The following is a 14,983-nucleotide window of genomic DNA, read 5'->3' on the forward strand; positions in this document are numbered from 1 at the left end:
GCGCACCACGCGGCCACGCCCGGCCTCATCTCCCCTGACCGGTGCCCCAGGGCGACGCCCGCACGTCGCCGCGCGCGTCAGGCCTCGGCGGGCACCACGCGGGGCCACAGGTCGTCCGCCGGCGGCGCCCACGACGCGGCGTCGGCGGGCACCTGCTCGCCCGAGCGGATGTCCTTGACCTGGTCGCCCTCGTCGCCTCCCGGCTGCCCGAGGAACCACACGAAGGGGATGCCACGACGGTCGGCGTGCCGGATCTGCTTGCCGAACTTCGCCGCCGACGGCGCGACCTCGACGGGGATCCCGCGCGACCGCAGCGCGGTGGCGACCGCGTCCGAGCGCGACCGGTCCGCCTCGTCGGTCACGGCCACCAGCACGGCCGACGGCACGGAGCGTGTCGCGCGGACCAGGCCCGCGCCGAGCAGGCGCGACACCAGACGCGAGACACCGATCGAGAGGCCGACGCCGGGGTAGGTCGTCGCACCGTCGGACGCGAGCGTGTCGTAGCGCCCGCCCGAGCAGATCGACCCGAGCTGCTCGTGCCCGACGAGCACCGTCTCGTACACGGAGCCGGTGTAGTAGTCGAGCCCGCGCGCGATCTTGAGGTCCGCGACGACGACGCCCGGCGCACGCTGCGCCGCCGCGCGCACGAGGGCGCCGAGCTCGGCGAGGCCCTCGTCGAGCAGCGTGTGCTCGGCACCGTGCCGCGCGGCGACCGCACGGACCGCGTCGACCACGGACTCGTCGTCGCCCTGCACGGACGCGAGCTCGAGGCACGCCTGCGCCTGGTCGGCGGTCGCGCCCGCCTCCGCGACGAGCAGCTCGGCGACGGCCGGGCCGCCGATCTTGTCGAGCTTGTCGATGCCGCGCAGCACCGCGTCGACGTCCGTCAGGCCGAGGCCCCGGTAGAAGCCCTCGGCAACCTTGCGGTTGTTCACGAGGATCCGCACGGGCGGCAGGCCGATCTCCCGCAGCGCGCCGAGCGCGTCGGCCATGACGAGCGGCAGCTCGACCTCGTAGTGGTACGGCAGGTCACCCGCGGCGACCACGTCGATGTCCGCCTGGACGAACTCGCGGAACCGGCCGTCCTGGGGGCGCTCGCCGCGCCACACCTTCTGGATCTGGTAGCGCCGGAACGGGAACGCGAGGTGCCCGGCGTTCTCGAGCACGTACCGCGCGAACGGCACGGTCAGGTCGAAGTGGAGGCCCAGCCGGCCGCCGCGGTCCGGGTTCTCCGGGTCCTCCTGCAGGCGCGACAGGACGTAGACCTCCTTCGACGTCTCGCCCTTGCGCAGCAGCTGGTCGAGCGGCTCGACCGCACGCGTCTCGATGCCCGCGAACCCGTGGAGCTCGAACGTCCGTCGCAGGACGTCGAGCACGTGCTGCTCGACGATGCGCCCGTCGGGCAGCCACTCGGGGAATCCGGACAGAGGTGTGGGTCGCGCCATGGGGTGGAAGTCTTCCAGACGCGTCGCGGGGGTTGCGCCCGCATCCCGCGACCGGTGCGCCGTCCCACGGCCGGCTCCCCGCGGGGTCGGGGGCTCGCTGCCGTCAGCCGCGCGCGAGGAACGGGTTGGTCGCGAGCTCGGTCGCCATGTCGCTCGTCGGGCCGTGCCCCGGGACGACGACGGCGCGCGGGTCGAGACGTGCGACGACCTCGCGCAGCGTGCGCGCCATCGTCGGCCCGTCGCCGCCCGGCAGGTCGGTGCGGCCGATCGTCCCGGCGAACAGCACGTCCCCGGTGAGCACGACCGGCTGCTCGTCGCCCGCGTCGAGCAGGTACAGCATCGAGCCCTCCGTGTGCCCCGGCGCGTGGCGTGCGACCACCGTCACCTCGCCGACCTGCCACGTGACGTCGGCGCTGCGCGGGTCGGTCGCGTCTGCGCCGAACGGCTCGAGCCGCGCCGGCCGGTGGTACGCGTGCACGTCCACCCCGGCCGCGGTCAGCGCCTGGCCGAGCGGACCCGACGGGTCGTGCGCGGCGCCGCCGAGCGCGCCGAGCGTGCCGAACGGGTCCGCGAGGCGGTACGCGTCGGCGGCGTGCACGCGGACCGGGACGTCCAGCGTCTCCGCGAGCGCGCCCGCGTCCCACGTGTGGTCGGCGTGCCCGTGCGTGACGAGCACCGCAGCCGGCCGCAGGCCGCGCGCCGCGATCTCCGCGGCGACCGCCGCGGCGACGCCCGCCCCCGGGTCGACCACGACGCACGCGCCGTCCTCGGCGACGACGACGGTGCACCGGGCCGCGAACACGGGCGCCACGAACGAGAGGAGATGCATGGCCCGCACGGTAGCCCGCGACGCCCGTGGCGCGTCCGCGCGTCGGTCGTTGCCTCGACCAGGGCCCGGGCTGCCTAGACTGTCCGGGGTTCCTTCGTGCGGTGCGGCAGGTCGACGCCTGTCGTGCCGCACCGTCGACGCGAGGAGTGTGCGTGTCCAGCAAGCGCGAGCGCGAGTACGAGCGCCGCCGGTACGAGAAGTGGCAGGAGCGTCAGACGCAGGCGCGGGCGCGCCATCGTCGTCAGCGCGTCATCGCGGGATCCGTGGTCGGGGTGCTGGTCCTCGGCCTCGGCATCGGTGCCGCGGTGGCCCTGACACGCGACGACGCCCCGCCCACCGCCGACGCCACGACACCCCCGGCCGCGACCCCGGACCCGGGCGCGACGTCACGCACGGGCAACGGCGGCGTGGTCCCCGACCCTGCCGCGGCCGAGGGCCGCACGTGGACGGGCGAGCTCGCGCTGTCGCAGGGCACCGTCGGCTTCGAGCTCGACGGCGCCGCCGCGCCGCAGGCCGTCGCGAACTTCGTGACGCTCGCCGGCGAGGGCTACTTCGACGGCACGACGTGCCACCGCCTCACCACGCAGGGCATCTACGTGCTGCAGTGCGGCGACCCCACGGCCACCGGGACCGGCGGCCCGGGATACTCCTGGGGTCCCGTCGAGAACGCGCCCGACGACGACCTCTACCCGGCGGGCACGATCGCCATGGCCCGCCAGGGCGGCAACGGCGAGTCCATGGGCAGCCAGTTCTTCCTCGTGTACGAGGATTCGCAGATCCCGTCGGACTCGGCGGGTGGATACACCGTGTTCGGCCACATCACGTCCGGCATGGACGTGCTGAAGGCCATCGCTGACGCGGGCACCGTGGAGGGGTCGGAGACCCCGGTGGACGCCGTCACCATCGAGGGAGTGGAGACCCAGTGACCGAGACCCCCGCATCGACCTCCTCGCCGGAGGACCCGACGCCCACTCCCCCGACATCCGCTCCCATCGTCCCCCAGGACGACGCGCCGACGACGGACGCCGCACCCGCGGACGCCGCCACTGCCGACGAGGCCACCGCCGACGAGGCGACCGCCGACGAGACCGCGACCGACGGCTCGACGACTGCCGAGCCCGCGGCCGACGGCGCCACGGAGACCCGCGACCCGTCCGCCGACGACGCGCCGAGCACCGACACCGTCGACGCGGCGGCCACGACCGACGCCACCGACGAGGCGGCGGCGGGCGGTGCCGACGAGCCCGCCACCGTCGTCGAGGAGACCGCGGCGGCCGACTCGCCCGCCACCGCCGACCTCACCGCGACGACCGACGAGCCCGCCCCCGTCGACGTGACCGAGCCGGCCGACGAGCTCACCACCGCCGACGCGACGCAGGCGACCGACGAGCCCGGCACGGCCGACGCCGCCGCCGAGGTGACCGCCGCGGAGACGACGTCGGCCGCGACCGCCGACGAGGTGGCCACCGCCGAGGCCGGCGACGAGGGCGTCACCTCCGAGGCGAGCGCGACGGATGACGCCGACGAGGCGAGCACCACGGACACCACCGACGAGGCGCGCACGACGGACAGCACCGACGAGGCACGCACGACGGAGGACGCCGACGAGGCCGCCGGCACGGGCGACGCGGCCGCGGCTGCGCCGTCGCCCTCGGCTGCCGCGCCGACACCGCGTCCGACGCCCGCGTCGGCGCGCCCCGGCCCGCGGCCGCGTCCGGTGCCTCACCCGCCGGCGCACCCCGCAGCTGCTCCTGCCACGCCCGCACCGGTCCCGGTGGCCGCCCCCGACGACAGCGCGGAGGCCGCGCACGCCGCGACGTTCGGCTCGGTCGACGCCGACGGCACGGTGTCGGTCCGCGAGGCCGCGGGCGAGCGCGTGGTCGGGCAGTTCCCGGGCGCGTCCAGCGAGGAGGCGCTCGCGCTCTACGTGCGCCGCTACCTGGACCTCCAGGCGAAGGTCACGCTGTTCGAGGCGCGGCTCCAGGCGACGGACCTGTCGGTCAAGGAGATCGACCAGACGCTCACGCGCCTCACCGAGGAGCTCAAGGAGCCGGCGGCCGTCGGTGACCTGGACGGGCTGCGCGAGCGCCTGGAGTCGCTGCGCGGCGTCGCCGCCGAGCGTCGGGCCGCGGCGGACGCCGAGCGGCAGGCGGCACGGCAGGCGGCGCTCGAGGCCCGCACGGCGATCGTCGAGCAGGCGGAGAAGATCGCCGGCACGGACCCCGCGCGGATCCAGTGGCGTCCAGCCGGTGAGCAGCTGCGCACGCTCCTCGAGGAGTGGAAGACCGCGCAGCGCAGCGGCCCGCGCCTCGACCGTCCGACGGAGGAGTCGCTCTGGAAGCGGTTCAGCCACGCGCGCACGACGTTCGACCGTGAGCGCCGGCACTTCTTCGCCGAGCTGGAGGCGCGCAACGCGGGCGCGAAGGCCGCGAAGGAGCAGCTCGTCGCCGAGGCGGAGAAGCTGCAGGAGAGCACCGACTGGGGGCCGACGGCGGGCGCGTTCCGCGACCTCATGACGCGCTGGAAGGCCGCGGGTCGCGCGAGCCGGGCGGACGACGACGCCCTGTGGGCCCGGTTCCGGGCCGCGCAGGACGCGTTCTTCGCGGCCCGCGACGCGCACTCGGCGGCGACGGACACGGAGTTCCGCGCGAACCTCGACGTCAAGGAGGCGCTGCTGGTCGAGGCCGAGGCCCTGCTCCCGGTGCGCGACCTCAACGCCGCCAAGCAGGCCATCCGCTCGATCCAGGACCGCTGGGAGGCCGCGGGCAAGGTCCCGCGTGCCGACATCCAGCGGGTGGAGGGCCGGCTGCGCGCGGTCGAGTCGGCGATCCGTGACGCGGAGCAGACGCAGTGGCGCCGCACCAACCCGGAGACGCGCGCTCGTGCCGAGGGTGCGGCGGCGCAGCTCGAGCAGGCGATCGCGGGTCTCGAGGCCGACCTCGAGCGCGCGAAGTCGGCGGGCGACGCGCGCCGGATCGCGGACGCGCAGGCCGCGCTCGACGCACGCCGGTCGTGGCTCGAGCAGGTCCAGCGGGCCGCTGAGGACGCGCGCGGCTGACCCGCCGCGACACCCCGTCGTCCACAGCCGGAGCCGGGCCGCCCCCACGGGGTGGCCCGGCTCCGTCATGCTGACGCGCGTGACGAGCCTCGACGACCTCCGCCCGCGGCCGCGGGCGCTGCCGACCGTCGTCCGGCGCGGCGACGTGGGCGCGGCCACCTGGTTCGCGCTGGTCCGCGACGGAGTGGTGCGCCCCGTCTGGGGGGACGTCGCGGTCGTCGCCGACCTGCCGCCCTCCCCCGCGCTCCGGGGCGCGTCGCTGGTCGACGAGGTGCCGCACGGCGGTGTGGTGGGGCGCGGGAGCGCGGCGTGGGTGCACACGGGCGGTGCTCCGCCGCCCAAGGTCGACGTGCTCGTCGCCAGCGGTCGTCGCCGTGCCTCGCCCAGCGCGCGGCGGACGTCGGCGGAGGCGACGCTCACGCCGTCCGACGTCGAGCTCGTCGGCGGGCTGCGCGTGACGACGGTGCACCGGACGGGCACCGACGTCGCCCGTTTCGTCGCGCCGGCCCGGGCCCGTCGACTGCTCGTCGACCTCGTCGCCGCGGGCTTCGACCCGCACGCCGCGCTGCGGGAGCTCGACACGCTGCGCGGACGGCGCGGCGTGTGCCAGGCACGCGCGCTGCTGCACAGCCTCGACGACCCGTCAGGCGCGGATGACGGGCTCCTCGGCGGCCTTCGACCCGGTGATGCGGTACACGTCGAACACGCCCTCGACCTTGCGGACGGCGGCGAGCACGGACGCGAGGTGCGACGGCTCCGCCATCTCGAACACGAACCGCGACAGCGCGACCCGGTCGCGTGACGTCGACACGGACGCCGAGAGGATGTTCACGTGGTGGTCCGACAGGACGCGCGTGACGTCGGACAGCAGCCGGCTGCGGTCGAGCGCCTCGACCTGGATCTGCACGAGGAACAGCGTCGAGCTGGTGTGGCTCCACTCGACGTCGACCAGGCGCTCGGGCTGCGACCGCAGGGCGTCGACGTTCACGCAGTCCGACCGGTGCACGCTGACGCCGGCACCGCGCGTGACGAAGCCGACGATGTCGTCGCCGGGCACGGGCGTGCAGCACTTGGCGAGCTTGACCCAGATGTCGTCGACGCCCTTGACGACCACACCGACGTCGCCCGTGCGGACGCGGCGCGCGGTCGGCCCGGGCCGGGCGGTCTCGGCGAGGTCCTCCTCGGCCGCGGGCTCGCCGCCGAGCGAGTGGACGAGGCGCTGCACGACCGTTGCCGCGGACACCTGACCCTCGCCGATCGCGGCGTACAGGGCGGACACGTCCTGGTAGCGCATCTCGTTCGCGAGGGCGACGAGAGACTCGTGGGACAGCAGGCGCTGGATCGGCAGGTTCTGCTTGCGCATCGCCTTCGCGATGGCGTCCTTGCCGTGCTCGATCGCCTCCTCGCGGCGCTCCTTCGAGAACCACTGGCGGATCTTGTTGCGTGCACGCGGACTCTTGACGAACCCGAGCCAGTCGCGCGACGGCCCGGCCGTCTCGGACTTCGAGGTGAACACGTCGACCACGTCGCCGTTCTCGAGCGCCGAGTCGAGCGGTACCAGGCGCCCGTTGACGCGCGCGCCCATGGTCCGGTGGCCGACCTCGGTGTGCACCGCGTACGCGAAGTCCACGGGGGTCGAGCCGGACGGCAGGGCGATGACGTCGCCCTTGGGCGTGAAGACGTAGACCTCGGAGCCCGCGATCTCGAACCGCAGCGAGTCGAGGAACTCGGTCGGGTCGGCGGTCTCCTTCTGCCAGTCGACGAGCTGGCGCAGCCACACCATGTCGTTGCCGGCGGCGTCGGTCTGCCCGCCTGCGGCGTTCTTCGCCGTCTCCTTGTACTTCCAGTGCGCGGCGACGCCGTACTCCGCCCGGCGGTGCATGTCGTGCGTCCGGATCTGGATCTCCACGGGCTTGCCGCCGGGGCCGATCACTGTCGTGTGCAGCGACTGGTAGAGGTTGAACTTCGGCATCGCGATGTAGTCCTTGAACCGGCCGGGGACCGGGTTCCATCGCGCGTGCAGCGCGCCGAGCGCCGCATAGCAGTCCCGCACCGTGTCGACCAGGACGCGCACGCCGACCAGGTCGTAGATGTCGGCGAAGTCGCGGCCCCGCACGATCATCTTCTGGTAGATCGAGTAGTAGTGCTTCGGCCGGCCCGTGACGGTGGCCTTGATCTTCGCGCTGCGCAGGTCCGCGCCGACCTGCTCGCGGACGACGGCCAGGTACTCCTCGCGCGCCGGCGCGCGCTCGGCGACCAGGTGCACGATCTCGTCGTAGAGCTTCGGGTACAGCGTCGCGAACGACAGGTCCTCGAGCTCCCACTTGATCGTGTTCATGCCGAGGCGGTGGGCCAGCGGCGCGTAGATCTCGAGCGTCTCGCGCGCCTTCTTCTCGGCCGACGCCGACGCGACGAACTTCCACGTGCGCGCGTTGTGCAGGCGGTCGGCGAGCTTGATGACGAGGACGCGGATGTCGCGCGACATCGCGACGACCATCTTGCGGACCGTCTCGGCCTGCGCGGCGTCGCCGTACGTGACCTTGTCGAGCTTGGTCACGCCGTCGACGAGCATCGCGACCTCGGGCCCGAACTCGCGGCGCAGCTGGTCGAGCGAGTACTCGGTGTCCTCGACCGTGTCGTGCAGGAGGGCGGCAGCCAGCGTCGACGGCGTCATGCCGAGCTCGGCGAGGATCGTCGCGACCGCGACGGGGTGCGTGATGTACGGGTCGCCGCTCTTGCGCAGCTGCCCGCGGTGCGCCTTCTCGGCGACGACGTACGCCTGCTCGACGACCGTCAGGTCGGCCTTCGGGTGGTTGGTCCGCGCCGCCTGGAGCACGGGCTCGAGGGCGGGGAACGCCGGGCCGGACCGCTGGCCGAACCGCTGCAGACGGGACCGGACGCGGCTCGACGCGCTCGCGCCGGAGTCGGTCACGACCTCGGGGACCGCGGCCTCGGGCGCTCGGACGTCGTCGCTCATGCCACCCCTCCCGCGGTCGTCGCCCCCTGGGACGTCTCGGCGGCCAGTGGCGGGACGTCCGACCCGCGGGGACCGGATCGCAGCAGTCTACGTCCGCCCGCAGGCGCGTACCGACACGCGACCGCCCGCGTCACCGCGACGGACGAGGTCAGGGCACCTGCACGAGCGCGTCGACGGGGAGGTCGCCGAGCTTCGCGCGGCCGTCGAGGCCGAGGAGCTCGACGAGGAACGACAGCCCGACGACGTCCGCGCCGCACCGCCGGAGCAGCGCAACGGTCGCCGCCGCCGTACCGCCTGTGGCGAGCACGTCGTCGATCACCAGCACGCGCGCCCCCTCGGGCACCGTGAACGGGTGTATCTCGACCGACGCGTGCCCGTACTCGAGCTCGTAGTGCTCGACGGCGGTCGGCCCGGGCAGCTTGCCCGCCTTGCGCACGGGGAGGACGCCGGCGCCGAGCGCGGTCGCGACGGGCGCCGCGAGCAGGAACCCGCGGGCCTCCATGCCGGCGACGAGGTCCACGCCGTCCGGCGCGTCGGTGGCGATCGCGTCGACGACGCCCGCGAACGCGGGCCCGTCGGCGAGCAGCGGCGTGATGTCCCGGAACAGGACCCCGGCCTTCGGGTAGTCCGGCACGCGGCGCACGAGCTCGTCGATGCGCGCGAGCAGCTCCGCACGGCCCGCGGGGGCGCCCGAGAGCGCCCCCGCGGTCGATCCGTCGATCGAGGTCATCACCGGCGCCGCTTCGGCTGCGCGGCGACACCCTGGTGCGCGCCCGGCCGGAGCTGGCCGGCCGAGTGCACGGTCGCCGTCGCGAGCGCCTCGGTGTCCTCGCCGTCGGCGGCACCCCGCTGCTCACGCGCCGCGAGCACCTTGCGCGTGTGCTCGCGGATCGCGGGCTCGCGCTCGCGCAGCGTGACCTCGACCGGGGTCGCGAGGAAGATCGACGAGAACGTGCCGATGAGCATGCCCACGAAGAGCGCGAGCGCGATGTCGCGCAGCGTGCCCGCCCCGAGGACGAACGCGCCCACGAAGAGGATCGACGCGACGGGGAGCAGCGCGACGACGGACGTGTTGATCGACCGCACGAGCGTCTGGTTGACCGCGAGGTTCGCCTTCTCCGCGTAGGTGAAGCGGGTCTGGTCGAGCGTGTCGGCCGTGTTCTCGCGCACCTTGTCGAACACGACCACGGTGTCGTAGATCGAGTACCCGAGGATCGTGAGGAACCCGATGACCGTCGCCGGCGTGACCTCCCAGCCGACGCCCGCGTAGACGCCCGCCGTGATGATCAGGTCGTGGAACAGCGCGACGAGCGCCGCGACCGCCATCCGCCAGTTACGGAAGTAGATCGTCATCACGATCGTCACGAACAGCAGGAAGACGAGGATGCCGGTGATCGCCTTGCGTGAGATGTCCGCGCCCCACGACGGGCCGATGAAGGACGTCGTCACCTGCTCCTTCGGCACGTCGAACGCCTCGGCGAGCGCCCCTTGCACCTCCTCGACGTCCGCGTTGCTCAGCTCGGCCGTCTGGATGCGCAGGCTCTTCCCGCCGACCGTCGTCACCTTCGGCGACTCACCGGGCGCGACGCCCTGGACGGTGTCGATCGCGAGCTGCTGGTCGAGGCTCTCGACGTTCGAGACGACGAACTCGGAGCCGCCGCGGAACTCGATCCCCGGGTTGAGGCCCGGCTTGATGAGCAGGACGGCGGAGATGGCCACGAGGATCGCGGAGATCGTGTACCAGAGGCGACGACGGCCGACGATGTCGTACGACTTGCGCCCCGTGTAGAGGTCGTTGCCCCACTGGGCGAATCCCTGGGCCATCAGTGCTCGCTCCCCTCGGTGCGCCCGGTCCGGGGCTCGTCCTGCGCGGCTGCGTCAGGTGTCGGTTCGGGTGCCTCGGGCGGCGGTGCCGACCCGTCGCCGGCGGCCGCGCGGGCGGCCGCGCGGCGCTCCGCGATGGTCGGGCCGGACGTGGCGGCGGCGCCGCTCGTGCCGACGCCGACCGGGACGCGGTCGCCGTCCTTCTTCGCCGACTTGCCGGTGGTCGACGGCGAGACGACGCGGCCGCGACCGGCGTAGCGCACCGTGTCGACGCCGAGGCGGCGCGGGTCGAGGCCGGACGCCGGGTGGCCGTCGCCGAAGAACTTCGTCCGGGCGATCAGCGTCATCATCGGGTGCGTGAAGAGGAACACCACGATCACGTCGATGATCGTCGTGAGCCCCAGGGTGAAGGCGAAGCCACGGACGCCGCCGACGGTCAGTGCGTAGAGCACGATCGCCGCGATGAAGTTGACCGCGTCGGACGCCAGGATCGTGCGACGCGCCCGCTCCCAGCCGCGCTCGACGGCGGCCTGCAGGGTCCGGCCCTCGCGCAGCTCGTCACGGATGCGCTCGAAGTACACGATGAACGAGTCCGCGGTGATACCGATCGCGACGATCAGACCCGCGACACCGGGCAGCGACAGGCGGTAGCCCTGCGTCCACGACAGCAGCGTGATGACGCCGTACGTGAGGACCGCCGCGACGACGAGCGACGCGACGGTGAGCAGGCCCAGCGCCCGGTACTGCAGCAACGAGTAGATGACCACGAGGATCAGGCCGATGAGGCCCGCGATGAGGCCCTTCTGCAGCTGCTCCGACCCGAGCGTCGCAGAGATCTGCTCCTCGCTCTGCACGGTGAACGACAGCGGCAGCGAGCCGAAGTTCAGCTGGTTGGCCAGCGTGGCCGCCGACTCACGCGTGAAGCTGCCGGAGATCTCCGCCTTGCCGTCCGAGATGATCGTGCCGGGGCTCAGGCTCGGCCACGAGATGACCAGGCCGTCGAGCACGACCGCGAACTGGTTCTGCGGCGACGACAGTCCCTGCAGGCGAGTCGTCACCTCGGTGAACTCCGTCGTGCCCTGGGAGTTGAACTCGAGGTTCACGACCCACTCACCGGTCGTCGCGCCGGTCGAGGTCGTTCGCAGGCCCGAGCTCGCGCCGTCGATGTTCTTCCCCGGGATCTCGACCGGACCCAGGATGAACTTCGACGTCCCTTCCGGGTCGCACGTCACGTAGGCGACGTCCGGGTCGCCCGGCGCGCCGCCCGTGAGACTGGCGGGATCCGTGCAGTCGAGCGCGTCGTACCGCTCCTGCACGGCCGGCGTCACGTAGTACGCCGCGTCGCTCGGGTTGTCCGGCGTCGCCTTCGCCGGCGTGTCCGACGCGGGGGCCGACGCGCTCGGCGTCGGCGTCGGGGTGGCCGCTGCTGCCCCCTCCTCCGCCGTCGCGTCCGCGGTGCCCTCGGCCGTCTGCGCCTCGGCCGACGCCGACGGCGTGGGCTCGGGAGCGGCCGGGTCGTCCGCGGTCGTCGGCGTGGGCGCCCCGACCGCGAGCACCGGGCGGAACTCCATCTGCGCCGACGTCCGCACCAGGTCGAGGGTCTCCTCGCTCGGCGTCCCTGGCAGCGCGACCACGATGTTGCGGCCCTGGCTCGTGATCTCCGCCTCGGCGACGCCGGACGAGTCGACGCGCTGGCGGATCACCTGGATCGCCTGCGAGATCGTCTCGTCCGTGATCGCACCGGGGTCCTCCGACACCGGCTTGAGGATGATCTGCGTGCCACCCTCGAGGTCGAGCGCGAGGTTGGGCGTCCACGTGGCGTCGGACGTCTTGGTGCCGGCGAAGATCGTGCCGAAGATGGCGACGATCAGGAGCCCGAGCCACAGGAGCGTGCGGACCGGCCGGTGACGGCGGGTAGGAGGGGCCAACGGAGTCTTCTCTCGTGCGCGCACCGGTCACCCAGGTGACCGGTGGGGTCCAGGCCCGGGCGTCGTCACCCGGGCCGTGCGGTTACTTGGTGTCCGGCTCGTCGTCCTTCTTGCGCAGGACGGGCGGGAGCGTGGACAGGTCGTCGGGGACGTCGATGACCTCGTCGTTGGCGCGCGCGATGCGGTCGGCATCGGTCACGGCCTCGTCGTCGGTCGTCTCGTCGTCGGCCTCGTCCGTGTACTCGTCCTCGTCCACGGGCGGGTCGATCTTCTTGGCGATCGCGGCGCGGATCCAGCGCGTGCGGTTGCCGGGCGTCGACTCGACGGTGACGACGTCGCCGTCGACCTCCACCACCGTGCCGAACAGGCCGGAGCCGGTCATGATCTCGTCCCCGGGTGCGAGGTTGTTCCGGAACTCCTGCGCCGTGCGCTGCTGCTTGCGGCTGCGGCTCGTCATGAGCCAGAGCAGGCCGAAGGCGACGGCGACGAAGAGGAGGAAGCTGAGGTCCGGCACGAGTACGGCTCCGATCGAGTGGTGTGACTGCGGCAGTCTAGGCGCAGCGGCCCGCCGCTCCAACGTCCGGGCGTGCCGCCCGGTTCCCTCGACCGGCCGTCAGCCGAACAGGGTGCCCGGACCGGCGACCGGCTCGAGCCCGAGGTGCTCCCACGCGCCGGGAAGGGCGACCCTCCCCCGCGGCGTCCGGCCGATCAGGCCCTCGCGCACGAGGAACGGCTCGGCCACGGTCTCGACCGTCTCGGGCTCCTCGCCCACGGCGACGGCGAGCGTCGTCAGCCCGACGGGTCCGCCGCCGAACCGGGTGCACAGCGCCGACAGCACGGCACGGTCGAGTCGGTCGAGGCCGCGCTCGTCGACCTCGTACACCTCGAGCGCGGCACGCGCGGCGCCGAGGTCGAGCGAGCCGTCGCCGCGCACCTCCGCCCAGTCGCGCACACGGCGCAGCAGGCGGTTCGCGATGCGCGGGGTGCCGCGGGACCGCGAGGCGATCTCGGCGGCTGCGTCCGCGGCGAGCGGCGCACCGAGCAGACCGGCGGACCGCAGCAGAACGCGCTCGAGCTCGTGCGTCTCGTAGAAGTCGAGGTGGCCCGTGAAGCCGAACCGGTCGCGCAGCGGCGCCGGCAGGAGCCCTGCGCGGGTCGTCGCGCCGACGACGGTGAACGGCGGCAGGGCCAGCGGGATCGCGCTGGCCCCTGCACCCTTGCCGACGACGACGTCGACGCGGAAGTCCTCCATCGCCACGTACAGCAGCTCCTCCGCGGGGCGCGCGAGGCGGTGGATCTCGTCGAGGAACAGCACCTCGCCCTCCTCAAGGGAGGACAGGACCGCCGCGAGGTCGCCGGCGTGCTGGATCGCGGGACCGCTGGTGACCCGCAGCGACGTGCCGAGCTCCGCCGCGATGATCATCGCGAGCGTCGTCTTGCCCAGGCCGGGCGGGCCCGAGAGCAGCACGTGGTCGGGTGCGCGCCCGCGCCGCCGCGCCGCCTGCAGGACGAGCGACAGCTGGTCGCGCACGACGCGCTGCCCGACGAACTCGTCGAGCGAGCGGGGGCGCAGCGCGGCCTCGGCGGCACGCTCCAGGTCGTCGGCGCCCGAGCGGACGAGCGACTCGGCCGGCAGCCGTTCGGTCGTGAGCTCCTCGTCGTCAGCCATGCCCGCCGCCGAGCGTGCGCAGCGCGGCGCGCAGCACGCCCGCGACCTCGTCGGCGGCGACCGGCCCGGGCGCGTCCGCGAGCACGCGCTCGACCGCGTCGCCCGCCGTCCTCGCGTTCCATCCGAGCCCGACGAGCGCCTCCACCACCTGGTCGCGCCTGTCGTCGGACGCGGAGGCGGCGGCCGGAGCGCCCCCGGCGGCGGGCACCGGCGCACCGAGGCGGTCACCGAGCTCCAGGACGATCCGCTGGGCACCCTTGCGACCGATGCCCGGGACGCGCATGAGCGCCGCGAGGTCCTCGCCCGCGACCGCGCGGCGCAGGCCGTCGGGGGTGTGCACGGCGAGCATCGCGAGGGCCAGCCGCGGACCGACGCCCGACACGGTCTGGAGCACCTCGAAGACCTCGCGCTCGTCGGCGTCGGCGAACCCGAACAGCGTGAGCGAGTCCTCGCGGACGACGAGCGACGTCGACAGGGTGGACTGCGCGCCGACCCGGAGGCCTGCGAGCGTCGCGGGCGTGGCCTGCACGAGCATCCCGACGCCGCCGACCTCGATCACGGCCGCGTCGAGCCGCACCGCCAGGACCGTCCCCCGCACCGACGCGATCACCGCGGCGTCCTCTCCGTCGTCGTCACGGCGCTACTCTCGCACACCGACCGAACACCTGTACGACAGGACACGCGCGTCACGCGCGCCGCTTGGCCGCCTGCTCCGCCGCCGCCCACGCGCGCTGCGCCGCCGTCATGGACCCGGGCGCCCGTTGCGGTGCACCGAGCGCGCCGGCCGGCCGCCACAGGTGGCAGATCGCGAGCGCGAGCGCGTCCGCCGCGTCGGCGGGCCTGGGGATCTCGTCCAGGCTGAGGAGCCGCGCGACCATCGTCTGGACCTGCGGCTTGTCGGCGCGGCCGTTGCCCGTGACCGCGGCCTTCACCTCGCTGGGCGTGTGGAGCGCGACGGGGATGCGGCGACGCGCCGCGGCGACCATCGCGATCCCCGCGACCTGGGCCGTCCCCATGACCGTGCGCACGTTGTGCTGCGCGAACACGCGCTCCACCGCGACGGCGTCCGGCGCGTGCTCCTCGAGCCACTCCTCGATGCGCGCCTCGATGGCCAGCAGCCGCTGGTCCACCTCGTGGTCGACGGGCGACGTCGCGACGCCCACGGCGACCAGCCGGGCGCGCCGGCCGGGCAGGCCGTCGACGACACCGAGACCGCACCGGGTCAGGCCGGGGTCGACTCCGAGGACGCGCAC

Annotated in this window: 12 protein-coding genes; 2 read left to right on the forward strand and 10 right to left on the reverse strand. The window is 74.0% G+C overall.

Translation table 11 applies throughout. From position 1 onward, the window contains the following. Nucleotides 1-77 precede the first annotated feature (77 nt). Entirely contained in the window at nucleotides 78-1,445 is a 1,368-nt protein-coding gene (gene hisS / locus GXP71_RS07035; protein ID WP_162352076.1) for a histidine--tRNA ligase, read from the reverse strand. A gap of 103 nt (nucleotides 1,446-1,548) precedes the next feature. Then, nucleotides 1,549-2,274 carry an MBL fold metallo-hydrolase gene (locus GXP71_RS07040; protein WP_162352077.1) on the reverse strand — a complete coding sequence of 242 codons (726 nt, stop codon included), beginning with the start codon at nucleotides 2,272-2,274 and terminating at the stop codon, nucleotides 1,549-1,551. 152 nt (nucleotides 2,275-2,426) lie between these two features. Between GXP71_RS07040 and GXP71_RS07045 the strand changes: the two genes are divergently transcribed. Both GXP71_RS07045 and GXP71_RS07050 read left to right on the forward strand, forming a co-directional pair. Continuing rightward, nucleotides 2,427-3,200, forward strand: a complete 774-nt coding sequence (locus GXP71_RS07045) for a peptidylprolyl isomerase (protein WP_162352078.1) — start codon at nucleotides 2,427-2,429, stop codon at nucleotides 3,198-3,200. After that, nucleotides 3,197-5,332, forward strand: coding sequence for a DUF349 domain-containing protein (locus GXP71_RS07050; protein WP_162352079.1), 2,136 nt, complete (start codon nucleotides 3,197-3,199; stop codon nucleotides 5,330-5,332). Before GXP71_RS07045 ends, GXP71_RS07050 begins: the two co-directional genes overlap by 4 nt. A gap of 643 nt (nucleotides 5,333-5,975) precedes the next feature. Here GXP71_RS07050 and GXP71_RS07055 read toward each other — a convergent pair. From GXP71_RS07055 to ruvC, 8 genes are all read right to left on the reverse strand, one after another. Then, on the reverse strand, nucleotides 5,976-8,309 hold the full coding sequence (locus tag GXP71_RS07055) for a bifunctional (p)ppGpp synthetase/guanosine-3',5'-bis(diphosphate) 3'-pyrophosphohydrolase (protein WP_162352080.1): 2,334 nt from the start codon (nucleotides 8,307-8,309) through the stop codon (nucleotides 5,976-5,978). A 148-nt stretch (nucleotides 8,310-8,457) separates the two neighbouring features. Next, complete coding sequence (locus GXP71_RS07060) at nucleotides 8,458-9,039, reverse strand: adenine phosphoribosyltransferase (RefSeq protein WP_162352081.1); 582 nt, start codon at nucleotides 9,037-9,039, stop codon at nucleotides 8,458-8,460. Further along, entirely contained in the window at nucleotides 9,039-10,133 is a 1,095-nt protein-coding gene (gene secF, locus GXP71_RS07065; protein ID WP_162352082.1) for a protein translocase subunit SecF, read from the reverse strand. Before secF ends, GXP71_RS07060 begins: the two co-directional genes overlap by 1 nt. Then, entirely contained in the window at nucleotides 10,133-12,061 is a 1,929-nt protein-coding gene (gene secD, locus GXP71_RS07070; RefSeq protein WP_162352083.1) for a protein translocase subunit SecD, read from the reverse strand. The genes secF and secD overlap by 1 nt, the downstream gene beginning before the upstream one ends. A gap of 82 nt (nucleotides 12,062-12,143) precedes the next feature. Further along, on the reverse strand, nucleotides 12,144-12,575 hold the full coding sequence (gene yajC / locus GXP71_RS07075; RefSeq protein WP_238402668.1) for a preprotein translocase subunit YajC: 432 nt from the start codon (nucleotides 12,573-12,575) through the stop codon (nucleotides 12,144-12,146). Nucleotides 12,576-12,674: 99 nt separating this feature from the next. Further along, nucleotides 12,675-13,730, reverse strand: a complete 1,056-nt coding sequence (gene ruvB, locus GXP71_RS07080) for a Holliday junction branch migration DNA helicase RuvB (RefSeq protein WP_162352084.1) — start codon at nucleotides 13,728-13,730, stop codon at nucleotides 12,675-12,677. Then, on the reverse strand, nucleotides 13,723-14,340 hold the full coding sequence (gene ruvA / locus GXP71_RS07085; protein ID WP_162352085.1) for a Holliday junction branch migration protein RuvA: 618 nt from the start codon (nucleotides 14,338-14,340) through the stop codon (nucleotides 13,723-13,725). Before ruvA ends, ruvB begins: the two co-directional genes overlap by 8 nt. 76 nt (nucleotides 14,341-14,416) lie before the next feature. Continuing rightward, the gene (ruvC, locus tag GXP71_RS07090) at nucleotides 14,417-14,983 is read right to left on the reverse strand and encodes a crossover junction endodeoxyribonuclease RuvC (protein ID WP_162352086.1); all 567 of its coding nucleotides are present in this window, start codon (nucleotides 14,981-14,983) and stop codon (nucleotides 14,417-14,419) included.

The organism is Cellulomonas sp. H30R-01, assembly GCF_010119915.1.
Classification (GTDB): domain Bacteria; phylum Actinomycetota; class Actinomycetes; order Actinomycetales; family Cellulomonadaceae; genus Cellulomonas; species Cellulomonas algicola.